Origin of the sequence: Streptomyces poonensis, from assembly GCF_014650915.1 — a bacterium.
Lineage (GTDB): Bacteria > Actinomycetota > Actinomycetes > Streptomycetales > Streptomycetaceae > Streptomyces > Streptomyces poonensis.
The window spans coordinates 137,503-151,889 of record NZ_BMVW01000003.1 but is presented as its reverse complement, the minus strand read 5'-3'; the positions used below and the strand labels follow the sequence as shown (position 1 = coordinate 151,889).

Annotated in this window: 12 protein-coding genes; 5 read left to right on the top strand and 7 right to left on the bottom strand. The window is 70.7% G+C overall.

Going from position 1 to position 14,387, the window contains the following annotated elements:
- Window positions 1–302: 302 nt before the first annotated feature.
- Complete coding sequence (locus IE242_RS10850; protein WP_189857853.1) at window positions 303–803, top strand: hypothetical protein; 501 nt, start codon at window positions 303–305, stop codon at window positions 801–803.
- A 171-nt stretch (window positions 804–974) separates the two neighbouring features.
- On the opposite strand, the gene IE242_RS10845 is transcribed toward IE242_RS10850, so the two are convergent.
- Window positions 975–1,988 carry a LacI family DNA-binding transcriptional regulator gene (locus IE242_RS10845; protein ID WP_189857851.1) on the bottom strand — a complete coding sequence of 338 codons (1,014 nt, stop codon included), beginning with the start codon at window positions 1,986–1,988 and terminating at the stop codon, window positions 975–977.
- A 323-nt stretch (window positions 1,989–2,311) separates the two neighbouring features.
- On the opposite strand from IE242_RS10845, the gene IE242_RS10840 reads away from it, so the two are divergent.
- The 4 genes from IE242_RS10840 to IE242_RS10825 all read left to right on the top strand — a co-directional run bounded on the left by IE242_RS10840 (window position 2,312) and on the right by IE242_RS10825 (window position 7,186).
- Window positions 2,312–3,622: an ABC transporter substrate-binding protein gene (locus IE242_RS10840; protein ID WP_189857849.1), complete on the top strand. Its 1,311-nt coding sequence runs from the start codon at window positions 2,312–2,314 to the stop codon at window positions 3,620–3,622.
- Between the two features lie 101 nt (window positions 3,623–3,723).
- Complete coding sequence (locus IE242_RS10835; protein WP_189857847.1) at window positions 3,724–4,722, top strand: carbohydrate ABC transporter permease; 999 nt, start codon at window positions 3,724–3,726, stop codon at window positions 4,720–4,722.
- Between the two features lie 22 nt (window positions 4,723–4,744).
- Window positions 4,745–5,683: a carbohydrate ABC transporter permease gene (locus tag IE242_RS10830; RefSeq protein ID WP_189857845.1), complete on the top strand. Its 939-nt coding sequence runs from the start codon at window positions 4,745–4,747 to the stop codon at window positions 5,681–5,683.
- 57 nt (window positions 5,684–5,740) lie between these two features.
- A complete protein-coding gene (locus IE242_RS10825; RefSeq protein WP_189857843.1) occupies window positions 5,741–7,186 on the top strand; it encodes a GH1 family beta-glucosidase in 1,446 nt (481 codons plus the stop codon).
- Between the two features lie 388 nt (window positions 7,187–7,574).
- Here IE242_RS10825 and IE242_RS10820 read toward each other — a convergent pair whose 3' ends face one another.
- The 6 genes from IE242_RS10820 to IE242_RS10800 all read right to left on the bottom strand — a co-directional run bounded on the left by IE242_RS10820 (window position 7,575) and on the right by IE242_RS10800 (window position 14,384).
- Window positions 7,575–8,696 (bottom strand): PP2C family protein-serine/threonine phosphatase, encoded by a 1,122-nt coding sequence (locus IE242_RS10820; RefSeq protein WP_229858742.1) that lies wholly within the window; start codon window positions 8,694–8,696, stop codon window positions 7,575–7,577.
- A gap of 1,071 nt (window positions 8,697–9,767) precedes the next feature.
- Window positions 9,768–10,718, bottom strand: coding sequence for an ABC transporter permease (locus IE242_RS10815; protein WP_189857839.1), 951 nt, complete (start codon window positions 10,716–10,718; stop codon window positions 9,768–9,770).
- Entirely contained in the window at window positions 10,705–11,529 is an 825-nt protein-coding gene (locus tag IE242_RS10810; RefSeq protein ID WP_189857837.1) for an ABC transporter ATP-binding protein, read from the bottom strand. The genes IE242_RS10815 and IE242_RS10810 overlap by 14 nt, the downstream gene beginning before the upstream one ends.
- Window positions 11,530–11,558: 29 nt before the next feature.
- Complete coding sequence (locus IE242_RS10805; RefSeq protein ID WP_189857835.1) at window positions 11,559–12,665, bottom strand: ABC transporter substrate-binding protein; 1,107 nt, start codon at window positions 12,663–12,665, stop codon at window positions 11,559–11,561.
- A gap of 248 nt (window positions 12,666–12,913) precedes the next feature.
- Window positions 12,914–13,015, bottom strand: coding sequence for a putative leader peptide (locus IE242_RS39155; RefSeq protein ID WP_373299500.1), 102 nt, complete (start codon window positions 13,013–13,015; stop codon window positions 12,914–12,916).
- Window positions 13,016–13,148: 133 nt separating this feature from the next.
- Window positions 13,149–14,384 carry an acyl-CoA dehydrogenase family protein gene (locus IE242_RS10800; RefSeq protein ID WP_189857833.1) on the bottom strand — a complete coding sequence of 412 codons (1,236 nt, stop codon included), beginning with the start codon at window positions 14,382–14,384 and terminating at the stop codon, window positions 13,149–13,151.
- Between the last annotated feature and the right edge of the window lie 3 nt (window positions 14,385–14,387).

The following is a 14,387-nucleotide window of genomic DNA, read 5'->3' as shown; positions in this document are numbered from 1 at the left end:
GGCGCCAGCACATCGAATCGTGCGCTGGTCCATCAGTACCACCTGTCACTACGGAGCCAATCAACGCTGGAAATACCGTCGGTAGGGGCGGCCTTCGCCTTCGTGCTCGTTTCGAAGAACAGTGACAAGTGCATTGGCATCAGGGACGAGAGCCGCGAAGAAAAGGCGCTGCTGCGGCAGCACTCGTGCCACGATGAGTGGAATCAGCGATTCTTTCTGAGCAACTGAGACAGCTAAAGGGGTGTCCATTCATCCCTTCCCATGCCGTTGTCGCGGCGCCGGACATGTGGGAAGGTCGCGGGATGTCGGATATCTCCCTTGGATTCATGAGGCGGGAGGCGGGCGTGACGCGACAAGAGATCCCCCGGCGGCTGTGCATACTGATCGCAATAGGCGGCGCGGTCCTTGTCTCCTGTGCGGACGGCCACCGGCCCGACGCGAACCGCTCTTCGTCCCCCTCGCCGCCGCCGTCCCGGTCCCCGATTCCACGGACTTCGTCGTCGACGTCTTCTGACGGACCCTCGACGCGACCACCCCGCGGGGTTGCGTACGCCAAGGCGAAAGCGGTTCTGGACAGCAACAGAGAGGAGATCTGGGAGCGCTACGCGTCGATTCAAGGATCGGGTATCGGAGCCGTCGAGGGAGCGTGGGACGAGAAGTCCGCCGACTCCGATCCAGAGATCTTCGTGATAGTCATCCACTTGACCGACTCCGCCGACGTGCCCGGATTTCCGCAAACGGTCGAGGGCGTGCCCCTGAGATTCGAGGTCGGCGGGCCGTTCACGGCGCAGCCGCTGACATGAGTGGCCGCACAGGCCGAAGCGGCACACGGGAACGTTCAGTTGTCGTGTGCCTGGAACTGGTCGCCTCCGGCCGGAAGACCGTAGAGGGGGCGACGCTGCTCGGCATCAGCGAGCGGACCGCCACGAGCGTGCGTGGGATGTGACCGGCTCGGTGGTGAGGTGCTCCACCCGTTACGACGACTCGCGCACCACCAGTTCCGTCGGCAGCGTCACCTGCTGCCGGTCCGCGCCGTGCTGGGTGATGTTGATCAGTATCCGGGTCATCGTCCGGCCCAGTTCCTCCACCGGCTGACGTACCGTGGTCAGTGGCGGGTTGGTGTGGCGGGCGAGAATGGAGTCCTCGAATCCGACGACGGCGACATCGTCCGGCACCTGCCGCTGCTGGCGACGCAGTTCGGTCAGGGCGCCGACGGCCATGAGGTCGGAGGCGGCGAAGACGGCGTCCAGTTCCGGTGCGCGTTCAAGTAGCGAACGCATTGCCCGGCGGCCCCCCTCCTCGGTGAAGTCCCCGGCCTCGACCAGGGATTCGTCGGGTCGCAGTCCGGCCGCGCGGTGGCCGTCGCGCCAGCCGGCGAGCCGGCTCCGGCCGACGTCCATGTCGAGCGCCCCCGTGATGGTGGCGATGCGGCGGCGGCCCCGGTCCAGCAGGTGCCGGACGGCCGCGGCGGCGCCCCCGGCGTTGTCGGAGTTGACGTAGCTGAGCTGCTCCCGCTCGTCGCGGCGGCCGGCCAGCACGGTGGGCAGCCCCATCTCCTCCAGCATCCCGGGCAGCTGGTCACGCTCGTGCACCGAGACCAGCAGCACACCGTCCACCCGGCGGGTCGCCACCGTCGCGGCCAGCTGGTCCCGCTCGAACCGGTCGCGCACGAGCGTCAGCTGCAGCTGGGTCCGCGTCTCGGCGAGCGCACCGCTCACGCCTCGGATCAGGGCGGCGAAGAACGGCTCCGAGCCGAGCCGGCTCTCGGACTCGGGGATCACCAGGGCCACCGCGTCGGTACGGCTGGTCTTCAGGCCGCGCGCCACGGAGTTGGGCACGTAGTTCAGCTCCCTGATCGCCGCGAGCACACGCGCGCGGGCATCGGCGCTGACGAGGTCCGAGCCGTTGATGACGCGGGACACCGTGGTCCGCCCCACCCCGGCGCGGGCGGCGACCGTTTTGATCGTGGGTTGGCCGTTCCCTGTCATGTGTCCCTCCCGCCGGCAACCGCGGCCGCACCGGCCGCGGACGTGACCAGCGGCAATTCTGGCAGACGCCCCGGCGGCGGCACCGCCCCGCCGGGGTCACTAAACGAACGCCGGATGCCCGGTCCGGCACCTAATCGTCTCCAAGTCATTGACATAGCCGTTCGCTGCCACGAGTCTTCCAACCGCCGGTGGGAACGTTCCCACCGGTTCGCTGGGCCCGTGCGCACCCTTCAGTGGGCACGTTCCCATCACCTGTCGTGTCCGCCATCGCCCTCGCACACCTCGCCCTTCCGGTGCGTCAGCGCCGCCGCTTGGAGGAAGACATGAGCATGCTTCACAGGTCATCACGCAGGAGAGCGGCCGCGGTCGTCGCGGCCGCGGGTGCGCTCGCGCTCGTCGCCGGGTGCGGCGGCAGCGACGAATCGGTGACGGGCGGCGGCAAGAAGGACGGCAAGGTCACCATCACGGTGGGCCTGTACGGGGTGATGGGCTTCAAGGAGACGGGCCTCTTCGAGAAGTACGAGAAGGAGAACCCGAACGTCGACGTCAAGGTCGAGGTGGCCGGCGACGAGCAGACCTACTACCCGGCCCTGCAGACCAGGCTGGCCGCGGGCAAGGGCCTGAAGGACATCCAGGGCATCGAGATCGGCCGCGCCAAGGAGATCGTCGAGACCCAGGCCGACAAGTTCGTGGACTTCTCCGATGTGAAGGGCGCCGACCACTTCCTGCCGTGGAAGCAGGGCCAGATCACCACGAAGGACGGCAAGGTGCTGGGTCTCGGCACCGACATCGGTCCGATGGCCGTCTGCTACCGCAGGGACTACTTCGAGAAGGCCGGACTGCCCACCGACCGCGAGGAGGTCGCCAAGCTGTGGGCGGGGGACTGGAAGAAGTACGTCGAGGTGGGCCGCACCTTCAAGGAGAACTTCAAGGGCGGTGACGTGGCCTTCATGGACGCGGCCAGCGGCCTGTTCAACGCCATGGTCTTCGGCTACCCCGAGCAGTACTACAACGCCGAGGGCGACCTGATCTACGACACCAACCCGGCCGTCAAGGAGGCCTGGAACCTCGCCGCGGACGCCGCCGAGGACGATCTGTCCGCCAAGCTCCGCCAGTTCCAGCCGGGCTGGGACCCGGGCCTGGCCAACGGCACGTTCGCCACGGCCGTCTGCCCGGCCTGGATGCTCGGCCACATCAGGGAGAAGGCCGGCGAGCCGAACAAGGGCAAGTGGGACATCGCCAAGGCCCCCAAGGGCGCCAACTGGGGCGGTTCCTTCCTCGGTGTGGTCGAGCAGAGCCCGGTGAAGGAGGAGGCCAAGAAGCTCGTCGCCTGGCTGACCGCGCCCGAGCAGCAGGCGCACATCTTCCAGCAGCAGGGCAGCGTTCCCTCCTCGCAGAAGGCCTTGGAACTGCCCGAGGTCAAGAAGGTCACGGACGAGTACTTCAACAACGCCCCGACCGGCCAGATCTTCGGCGAGGCCGCCCAGGAGATCCCGGACAACCAGATCCTCGGCCGCAAGGACGGCACGATCAAGGACACCATCTCCCAGGGCCTGGCCCTGGTCGAGCAGGGAACCTCGCGTGACGAGGCATGGAAGACCACCGGGGAGCGCATCAAGAAGGCGGTCCGCTGACCCGTCGCCCCGCCGGCCGCCCGGGCCCGCCCGCCGCACGTCGCGGGCCGGCCCGGGCCCCGGAACCGGCTCACACCTCAGCTCTTCAGGAAGGAAGTCCGGTGGCCACCTCCACCACCAAGGCCCAGGCCGGCGGCGCGGGCCGGCGCGGACCGTCCCGTACGCCGGGCGGCGACGGCACGGGCCGGCGGCGCGGCGCGCTGCTGCACCGGCTCGACGTCAAGGGCGCGCCGTACGCGTTCGTCGCGCCGTTCTTCGTCGTGTTCGCCGCGTTCAGCTTCTACCCGCTCCTCTACACCTCCTGGATCTCCCTGCACCGGGTGGAACTGGCCACCCTCGACGTCATGGAGTGGGTGGCGCTCGACAACTACATCGAGCTGTGGAACGACTCCCGGTTCTGGAACGCGCTCGGCAACACCATCACGATCGGCATCATCTCCACGGTGCCGCAGCTGCTGATGGCGCTCGGCCTCGCCCATCTGCTCAACTACCGGATGCGCGGCTCGCTCTTCTTCCGCGTCGCCTCGCTCGTGCCGTACGCCACCTCGGTCGGCGCCGCCGCCCTCGTGTTCACCATGATCTTCGAGCGCGACTTCGGCATGATCAACTGGGGGCTCGGTCTGGTCGGTATCGACCCGGTGGACTGGGAGGCCGACAAGTGGCCCGCCCAGCTCGCCATCTCGACCATCGTCATCTGGCGCTGGACCGGCTACAACGCGCTGCTCTACCTGGCCGCGATGCAGGCCGTGCCCGCCGACCGGTACGAGGCCGCCGCCATCGACGGCGCCTCCCGCTGGAAGCAGTTCACGCACGTCACCGTGCCGGGCATCCGCTCCACCATCGTCTTCACCATCGTGCTCTCCACCATCGGCGCCACCCAGCTGTTCGGTGAGCCGCTGATCTTCGGGCAGGGGCCCAACGGTGTGACGGGCGGCGCGGACAACCAGTACCAGACGCTGGGCCTGCTGCTGTACGAGGAGGGCTGGAAGAACTACCAGATGGGCCGCTCGGCGACCGTCGCCTGGGCGATGTTCCTGCTGCTCGTCCTCGTCTTCGTGGCGCAGCGCCTGATCAAGCGCCTGCGCTCCCGTACGTCCTGACCGGTCCCGACCAGGAGTCTCCATGACCACAGAAAGCCTCCCGGTCCGGACGGACGCGCCGGCCGGGACCGCCTCGAAGAAGACCGCCTCGAAGACGCCCTTCGCCCGCGGCGGCCGCCGGATGCTGAGTCAGGGCGCCGGCCGCCAGCACCACGCGGGCCCGCTCGCCTACGTCCTGCTCGCGATCACGGCGATCCTGTCGATCTTCCCGCTGTACTGGACGATGGTGGCGGCCTCGACCGACAACACCCGCGTCAGCCAGACGCCGCCGCCGTTCCTGCCCGGCCCGAACCTCTTCAGCAACCTCGCCCGCGCCTGGGACGAGGCGGCGATGGGCAAGGCAATGATCAACAGCACGATCGTGGCCGGTGTCATCGCCCTGTCCACCGTCATGTTCGCCACGCTGGCCGGGTTTGCCTTCGCCAAGCTGCGCTTCAAGGGCCGCAACGTACTGCTCATGCTGGTGATCGGCACCATGATGGTGCCGCCGCAGCTCGGCGTCGTACCGCTGTTCATGATGATGTCCGAGCTGGGCTGGTCGCAGGAGCTGCCCGCCGTCATCTTCCCCACCCTGGTGAGCGCGGTCGGCGTCTTCTTCATGCGGCAGTACCTGTCTGAGGCGCTGCCGGACGAACTGGTCGAGGCCGGCCGCATGGACGGCGCGCACTCACTGCGCATCTTCTGGAGCATCGTGCTGCCCGTGGCGCGCCCCGCGATGGCGGTCATCTTCATGATCACGTTCGTGCACGCGTGGAACGACTTCTTCTGGCCGTTCGTGGTGCTCGACATGACCAACCCGACGGTCCCCGTCGCCCTCACCCAGCTCAGCGCCGGCTACATCCGCGACCAGTCCCTGATCATGGCGGGCGCGCTCCTCGGCACGCTGCCGCTGCTGGTGATGTTCGTCGTCTTCGGCCGCCAGATCGTCAGCGGCATCATGGCGGGCGCCGTCAAGGGCTGACCCGCCGCACCGGCTCGACCCGGAAGTGCCGTCCCACCCCGACTCGGAAGGATCCACGTGGTCACCGCAGCACAGCAGCAGACCGCGTCCGCCCCGGACGCCTCCCGCACCTTCCCCGAAGGTTTCCTCTGGGGCTTCTCGACCGCCGCGTACCAGATCGAGGGAGCCGTCGCGGAGGACGGCCGTACGCCGTCCATCTGGGACACCTATGCCCGCACCCCCGGCCGGGTCCGCAACGGCGACACCGGCGACATCGCCACCGATCACTACCACCGCTGGCGCGAGGACGTGGCCCTCATGGCCGACCTCGGCATCGGCGCCTACCGCTTCTCCCTCGCCTGGCCGCGTATCCAGCCCACCGGACGCGGTCCCGCCGTGCAGAAGGGGCTGGACTTCTACCGGCGGCTCGTCGACGAGCTGCTGGAGAGGAACATCCAGCCCGTCGCCACCCTCTACCACTGGGACCTGCCGCAGGACCTGGAGGACGCCGGCGGCTGGCCGGAGCGCGTCACCGCCGAGCGGTTCGCCGAGTACGCGGCCCTGGCCGCCGACGCCCTCGGTGACCGGGTGAAGACCTGGACCACCCTCAACGAGCCCTGGTGCAGCGCCTTCCTCGGCTACGGCTCCGGCGTGCACGCCCCCGGCCGCACCGACCCGGTCGCCGCCCTGCGCGCCGCCCACCACCTCAACCTGGGCCACGGCCTGGCCGTCCGGGCGCTGCGCGACCGTATCCCCAAGGACGCCCGGTGCCTGGTCAGCCTCAACTTCCACCAGGTGCGCCCGCTCACCGGCAGCGACGCCGACGTCGACGCCGCCCGCCGTATCGACGCGCTGGCCAACCGGGTCTTCACCGGGCCGATGCTGCGCGGCGCCTACCCGGAGGACCTCCTCAAGGACACCGCCGCGCTGACCGACTGGTCGTACGTCAAGGACGGCGACCTGGAGCTGATCCACCAGCCGCTGGACCTCCTCGGCGTCAACTACTACACGCCCACCCTCGTCTCCCGGGCCGACGGCAGCGGCAGCCACTCCTCGGACGGGCACGGCAACAGCGCCCACAGCCCGTGGCCGGCCGCCGACGAGGTCGCCTTCCACCAGCCCCCGGGCGACACCACCCCGATGAAGGGCTGGGCCGTCGACCCGACCGGCCTGTACGACCTGCTGCGGCGGCTCGCGTCCGACTTCCCCGGGCTGCCCCTGGCCATCACCGAGAACGGCACCGCCTCCGACGACTACGTCAACCCCTCCGGCGAGGTCAACGACCCCGCCCGCATCGCCTACCTGCGCGGCCACCTGGCCGCCGTCCACCAGGCCGTCGCGGACGGAGCGGACGTACGCGGGTACTTCCTGTGGTCGCTGCTGGACAACTTCGAGTGGGGACACGGCTACAGCAAGCGCTTCGGCGCCGTCTACGTGGACTACCCGACCGGCACGCGGATCCCCAAGGCCAGTGCCCGCTGGTACTCCGAGCTGGCACGCACCGGCGTCCTGCCCGACGCCTGACCGGACCCGGTGCGGCATCACATCGCCGCCCCGCACGGTGCCGCACCGCGAGCCCGCCTCGGCGTGTCCTGGTTCCCCGGGCACGGTGAGGCGGGCTCGTCCCTCCTCGGCGCCGCTTCCCGCGAGAAGTCGCCATGGCGGCGCGCCGGGTGCCCATGTCCTCGCGGGAGCCGTGCCGTTCACGCCTCCGCCTTGATGGTTGCTCGAGGCAGCGACTGTTGTGTTCGCCGCAAGCTGGCACACGGGCCGGCCTGCGCGCCCGCGAGGACGCGAACCGGAGGCGCGGACGCGAGGGCGACGCGAGGCTGGGACCGAGGGCGGAGGCGGGACCGGAATCGGGGCTGGAAACGGAGCCCGGTGGCCGCGTACGCCCCGACCCGCCTGGGAATCACCCGCCGGCCGTGCGCCGGACGGTGAGGATCGCGATGTCGTCGTGCTGACCGTCGTCCTCGGCGAATGCGCGGGCGTCCTCGTACAGTGCTCGTGGTGTGCGGCCGAGCGGAGCCGGGGGCCGGCCGGCCAGGCGTTCCTCCAGCGGGTAGAAGGTGCCGTCGGGCGCGCGTGTCTCGGTGATGCCGTCCGTGGTCAGCAGCAGCGTCGCACCGGGGGGAAAGGGGAACCGGCTGACGGCGGCCGGCTCGTCGGTGAGCGCGGCAAGGCCCAGCGGGACGCCGGACTCGAGCACCGGTGTGGTGACCGCGCCGTCGTGCAGCAGGTAGGGCGGCACGTGTCCGCAGTTCACCGCCTCGGCCCCGCCCCCGTCGTCGACGGCGACGACGAGGGCCGTGACGAACCGCTCGTCCTGGCCGGTCCGTTCCGCGTACTGGTTGTGCAGGACGACCGACGAGTCCATGGCGGCGACGAGCGCGGTCAGCGTGGGCTCGCGGTGGGCGGCCTCGCGGAACGCCCCGATGACGGCGAACGCGGTGCCGACCGCGGCGAGCCCCTTGCCCTGGACGTCGCCGATGAGCAGCCGCGTACCCCAGAGCGTCTCGACGGCGTCGTAGACGTCACCGCCCACGAGCCGGTCCTCCTGCACGGGCTCGTAGACGCCGTCCACTCGCACGCCGGCGGTGCGGATCGGCAGCGGGCGAAGGATGTGCCGTTGCATGACGACGGCCGTGGAGCGCAGCCGGAGCAGGTCGTGCTCGCGCCTCAGACGCCGGTGGCAGGCGTACACGGAGGTCGCTCCCAGGGCAAGGGTGAGCAGCATCATCACGACGCTGTCGAGCCACCGTTGCCCGGCACGGTGTCCGGCCAGCACCGTGGCGGTGACCACGAGCGTGGTCCACACCGCGACGAATGCCGTCTGGCGCACCGTGCACAGTGCTGAGGCCGTGCCCGGCAGGAAGACCAGGAGTCCGAGCAGCCACACCGCGGACCCGGAGAGGGCACCCAGGATCACCACCAGCGCCGTCACTGCGATGACACCCAGGACCGTCTCGGCGCCGCTCGGGGGCTCGATGGCTTCGAAGGCACGGGCGGTACGTCGTTCGCGGTTACGGGGCACAGGTTCTCCCGGGCAGGCGTGGTGCTTCTCGTACCTTAGGCTCGCCCGGCCGACGGTTCCGGCGCCCCGCCGTGTCATGCCCCTTCACCACCATGCCGGCCACCACGTGGCCGTCGAGGTCGGCCGGTACCACCTCGGCCCGCTGACGCTCGTGGACGAACGAGCCAGGGCCGACGCGTCGGAAGCCCTCCGCACCCACGGCGTGGAGGGGGAGCCGCCTTCCCCCCGGATGGTCTCGAGGCATTCCCCGACGCCTGCGTCGTCGGCGCGCCGGTCGATCTCGACAAGCGGGGGAGTACAGGCTGTGCGGGCATTCCCGCCAGTCGGCTCTGCCCGGCCTCTCCTCCTGCCATCGGTGCTGCACGACGGCGCGGTCCGGTGTCCCCAGGGGCAACGGAGCGGACGGCCCGTGGACCGAGGCGGTCGTCTGCGCCATCCGGCGCCTGGCCGAGACCGAGTTCTCGGGCCTCGGTCGGTTCTCACGATCAGGGCGGCGGCCCGGCCGCGGTCCCGGCCGCCTGCCCGGTGCGGTTCCAGGGCCTGCCGGAGCCGGCTGACAGCGGTCCGGCCGCCCGGTGAGCGCGGAGGCATGGCAGCGCTGCCGGCCGGCCCGTGCCGCCAGGGCGAGCGCGAGGCTGAGCCGGCAGATGGCCTGGGCCCGCGGGTCACCGGCCGCTTCGGCGGCGGCGAGGCCGGCGGTGGCCGTGGCGGTCCGCCGCGAGGTGTTCCGGCGGGCGAGGCAGTGGCCGCGCAGGGCTTCGGCCAGCAGCCAGGCGGCTTCGGGAACTCCGCGCTCGGTGCGGTCAGGGTGGCGGTCACCGGATCGGGAGTTCGGCGGCGAGCCACTCTCCCGCCGCGGCCGGTGAGGGGCAGGCGTCGCCGGCGGCGTCCGGGTCGGTGAGCCGGACGAGCCGCGGGAACATGGCACGGGCGGCACTGCCGGCCCGGCGTGCGTACCAGAGGGAGGGGAGCGCGGCGGAGAGGGCGGCGGTCCGTTCGGCGGCGGAGTCCTCGGGGCGGGCCCGGCAGCGCCCCTTGCGGGGCGGTGCTCTCGCGCTCCGTCCCGTGCGTTCAGCGGGTCACCAGCAGGCCCCGGCCGCGCAGCACCCGCCGCTCCAGCGGGCTGAAGATCAGCAGGTCGATGGCGATCCCGACGAGCAGGATCAGGAGGATGGCCAGGAACACCTGCGCCATGCTGCTGTTGTTGCGCCCGTTCTCCAGCAACTGGCCGAGGCCGACGCCGAGATCGGGCGAGGAGGCGATGATCTCGGCGGCCATCAGCGACCGCCAGGAGAACGCCCAGCCCTGCTTCAGCCCCGCCAGATAACCGGGCAGCGCTCCCGGCATCACGATGTGCCAGGCCTCGCGCAGCCCGGTCGCGCCCAGTGTGCGCCCCGCGCGCAGGAACAGCGGCGGGATCTGGTCGATGCCCGCGACGAGGCCGTTGGCGACGGACGGGACCGCTCCGAGCAGGATCACGGCGTACATCATGGAGTCGTTCAGGCCCAGCCAGATCACGGCGGGCGGCACCCAGGCCACCGACGGCAGGGACTGGAGGCCGGACAGGATCGGGCCGATGGCCGCCCGGACGAACCCCACCCGGGCCACCAGCAGGCCGAGCGGCGTACCGATGGCCAGCGCCATCAGGAAGCCGAGCAGACCGCGGGAGACGGACGTCCAGATGTAGTCGAGCAGCGTCCCCTGGAACCAGGCCTCGCGCGCCTCGCCCCACACGTCGGACGGTGAGGCCAGCTTGTACTCGGGGGCGACCTCGGCCCACACCAGCAGTTGCCACAGCACCAGCACCAGCGCGACGGCGATGACGGGCGGCAGTGTCTTGCGGAGCAGGGTCTCGCGCAGGGACGTACGGGCGACGTGCACCGAGTCCAGTGCGTCGAGCCCTGCCTCCAGCCCCGCCAGGTCGTTCGCATCCTGTGGCTTCGCGACCGCAGGGGCGCTGTCCCCGGTGATGCCGGACTTGATGCCGGTCTCGACGTCGACGCCGTTGTCAGTGCCGGCCATGGCGGCGGATCTCCCCACGCAGTTCTTCGGTGATCTCTACGGACAGCTCGGCGACCGCGGTGTCCTCGAGGCGACGCGGATGTGGCAGGCCGACCGTCCACTGCCGGGCGATGCGGCCCGGGCGCGAGGACAGCAGGACGACGCGCTGGGCCAGCCGGACCGCCTCGCGCACGTTGTGCGTCACGAACAGCACCGACAGCCCCGTCTCCCGCCAGATGCGGGTCAGTTCGTCGTGCAGCACGTCCCGTGTGATCGCGTCCAGCGCGGCGAACGGCTCGTCCATCAGCAGCAGCCGGCTCTCCTGGGCCAGCGCCCGGGCCAGGGCGACGCGCTGCCGCATACCGCCCGACAGTTCGTGCACCCGCTTGCCGTACGCGCCCTGGAGGCGTACGAGGTCCAGCAGCCGTTCCGCCTCCTGCCGGCGCTCCGCCTTGGCCACCCCGCGCAGTCTCAGGGCGAGTTCGACGTTCTTGCCCGCGGTGAGCCACGGGAACAGCGCGTGCTCCTGGAACATCAGGGCGGGCCGGCCGTCCGTGCCGATCGAGCCGGCGGTCGGCCGGTCCAGTCCCGCGACCAGGTTGAGCAGGGTGGACTTGCCGCAGCCCGAGGCCCCCAGGAGGGTGACGAACTCGCCGGGTGCGACATCGAGTGTGATGTCGTCCAGTACGAGCTGCTGCCCGCCGGACGTGCCGGGTGCCGGGAAGGACTTCGAGACGTGCTCGACACGGGCGGCGTACGTCACCGCCGGGGTGTCCTCGGTGTTTCCGGCGACCTCGGCGGTCGTGGCCGTCTCAGTGGCCATGGTCGTCATCTCCTGGGGACTCGTCGGGTGCGGTCTCGTCACTCGGCGCCGAGACCGGCGTCGTCGACCTCGTCCTTGCCCTCGGCCTTGAGGACCTTGTTCAGCGGCGCGAGGTCGTAGATGCCCTTGAGGTCGGGCTTCTCCAGCAGTCCGGCCTTCACCGCGTGCTCCGCCTGGCTGTCGAGGGTGGCGGCCAGCGGGTCGTCCAGGAAGGTGATCGACTTCCAGGCCGGGTCGATGACGTCGGCGGGCAGGGCCTTGCCCGACAGCTCCTTCAGCGCTTCGTTGGCCGAGGTCTTGGCCTCGTCCGGGTTGGCGTTGATCCACTCGTTGGTCTTCACCGAACCGCGCAGCACGGCCTCGACGACGTCCGGGTGCTCCTTGAGGAACTTCTGCGACACGATGATGTTCGTGATCACGAACTTCTTGTCGGGCCACAGGTCGGCCTCGTCGAGCAGCACCTTCGCGCCCTCGGCGACCAGCTTGGACGCGGTCGGCTCCGGCACCCAGGCACCGTCGATCGAACCGGACTTGTAGGCGTCCGGCGTGATCTTGTTGTCGGTGCGGACCACGGAGACATCGCCGCTGCCGCTCTCCGCGTCGACCTGCCAGCCCTGTTCGGCGATCCAGTTGAGCAGGGCGACGTCCTGGGTGTTGCCGAGCTGCGGTGTGGCGATCTTCTTGCCCTTGACGTCCTTCAGGGACTTGATCTTGTCGGGGTCGACGACGAGCTTCACGCCGCCCGAGGCCGAACCCGCGATGATGCGCAGATTCTTCCCGGCCGCCTTGGTGTAGCCGTTGATGGAGGGGGAGGGACCGATCCAGCCGATGTCCAGGGAGCCGGAGTTGAGCGCCTCGATCTCGGAGGGGCCGGCGTTGAAGGTCGACGCCTTGATCTCGGTGCCGCCGAGCTCCTTCTGGAGCAGGCCCTCCTGGACGCCCACCAGAGCGGTGGCGTGCGTCAGGTTCGGGAAGTAGCCGATCTTCACCTCGTCGGCGGAGAGCTTCTCGGCGTCCGCCGCGACCTCGGCCTGCTTGCCGTCGTCGGTGGATTCGGAACCGTAACCGCAAGCGGTCAGCAGGAGGGGGAGCGCGGCCAGGACGGCGATGGTGCGCAGGGTGGTGCGCGGTCTTGCGGCAGACACGGAGGTGTCCTCTCAGGGAATGGGCCGATCAGGGAGATGCGGAGAGCGTGAGGCGCGAACCCATGGGCATCACACCGCCTCCGCCACTCGCCGGCCCCGGCGGCGGGAATGCTGTCGCGGGTCCGGGCGGTGAGGTACGCGGTGGTACGCGGTGATGCGCGGTGAGGCGTCGCGGTGATGCGGAGTGTTCCGCGGTGGCGGGGAGGCGCGAGTGGCGCTCCCGGCCGAAGGATGTCCTGCGGACGGTCTCAGACGGGCCGACAGATGGCGCTGGACGTACGGCCGAGGTCGATGTGCCGACGTGAGGTCAGGAGGGTGAACGGCCGGTCCGCGCGGTCGAGCGTTCTCATGGCCACCCCTCGGATCCCTAGTTTTCCTACCTGGTTGCTAGGGATCGTGGCAGAAGGTGGCGTGCACCCCAAGGGGGTGTTCACATGCTGGATACGGTCATCTCATATGCCGGTATTCGGTCATCGTCCCCGGTCAGGCGGGCAGGACGAACGGAGGGTGGGCGCCGTTGAGGAAGTAGTCCCCGACGTCGCGGAGCCGGTGGGCGACGGGCTCGTACAGGGTGTGGGTCCGGGCGTTGCGCCAGAAGCGGTCGAAGCCCAGCCGTGCGGAGGCGGCGCGGGCGCCGATGGTGTCGAGGGCGCGGGCGGTGGACTCCTGCGCGGCCCTGGAGGCGGCCGCTTCGGCCATGGCCACCTGGACGGAGATGTCCGCGTACTCGTCGTAGGTGAGGTCCTCGCCGCGGGCCAGCCCGTCGCGCACGGCGTCCATGGCCTGGCCGGTGAGGGCGGACGCGGAGCGGGTCAGGACGGTGAGTTCGCCGTAGGAGGCCAGCACATGCGGGTCGTGGGGAGCGCCGACCGGCCAGGCGGGATGCCAGGGCGTGTGACCCGTCCTGCTGTACTCACGGGCTTCGGCGAGCACGCCCTCGGCCAGGCCGAGCAGCAGCTGGACGGAGACGAGGCGCCCGACCGGGGCCGCCAGGGCGGTCAGGGGTGACAGCACGTCCTCGTCCGCGGACAGGGAGCCGAGTATGTCGTCGGCGTCGACCGGCACGGCGTCGAACTCCACGCTCCCGCCCGCCGCGAGCCGCTGGCCGAAGGTGTCGGCGTCGCCGTCGGTCCGCACACCGTGACGGGCGGGATCCACGACGACGGCGAGCGGTTCGCCGGTGCCGGCCCGCACGGCCCGTACGACGAGGCGGTCGGCGACCATGACCCCGGTGGCGTAGCTCTGCCGGCCGTCGAGCACCTGGCCACCGGCTGTCCTGGCCAGCGTCAGCGGCGGTTCCTGACGGGCGATGCCACCACCCCAGCACCACTGCTCCGCCGCGGACCGCTGCTCGATCCGCGCGGCGAGGACGGACTCGGGCCCGGCGAGGAACCGGGCGCTCCACGACAGGAAGTAGTGACAGCCGAGCAGCTGGCCGATCGCGCCGTCCGCCGCGGCGATCTCCCGGACAACGGCGTAGGCCGTGGGCCAGTCCGCACCGCCTCCGTCGGACGCGGCCGGTGTCAGGAGCGTGAGCAGTCCCGCCTCGCGCAGCCTGGACACCTCGTCGAACGGGGCCTTGCCGGCCTGTTCCCTGGCCACCGCGTCGGTGGCCAGATCGTCCGCCGCCTCGCGGGCCACGCGCAGCCAGTGCGCACGGCCGGGCCCGGTCCGGTCGGATTCCGCGGCGGGGCCGGACGGCGCGGTGGCAACGGCCATGGC

Bases quoted from the DNA above. Each gene is read 5' to 3' on its own strand.
- IE242_RS10850 (WP_189857853.1), top strand. From the start codon at position 303: ATGTCGGATATCTCCCTTGGATTCATGAGGCGGGAGGCGGGCGTGACG.
- IE242_RS10830 (WP_189857845.1), top strand. From the start codon at position 4,745: ATGACCACAGAAAGCCTCCCGGTCCGGACGGACGCGCCGGCCGGGACC.
- IE242_RS10800 (WP_189857833.1), bottom strand. From the start codon at position 14,384: ATGGCCGTTGCCACCGCGCCGTCCGGCCCCGCCGCGGAATCCGACCGG.
- IE242_RS10840 (WP_189857849.1), top strand. From the start codon at position 2,312: ATGAGCATGCTTCACAGGTCATCACGCAGGAGAGCGGCCGCGGTCGTC.
- IE242_RS10815 (WP_189857839.1), bottom strand. From the start codon at position 10,718: ATGGCCGGCACTGACAACGGCGTCGACGTCGAGACCGGCATCAAGTCC.
- IE242_RS10810 (WP_189857837.1), bottom strand. From the start codon at position 11,529: ATGACGACCATGGCCACTGAGACGGCCACGACCGCCGAGGTCGCCGGA.
- IE242_RS10845 (WP_189857851.1), bottom strand. From the start codon at position 1,988: ATGACAGGGAACGGCCAACCCACGATCAAAACGGTCGCCGCCCGCGCC.
- IE242_RS39155 (WP_373299500.1), bottom strand. From the start codon at position 13,015: ATGAGAACGCTCGACCGCGCGGACCGGCCGTTCACCCTCCTGACCTCA.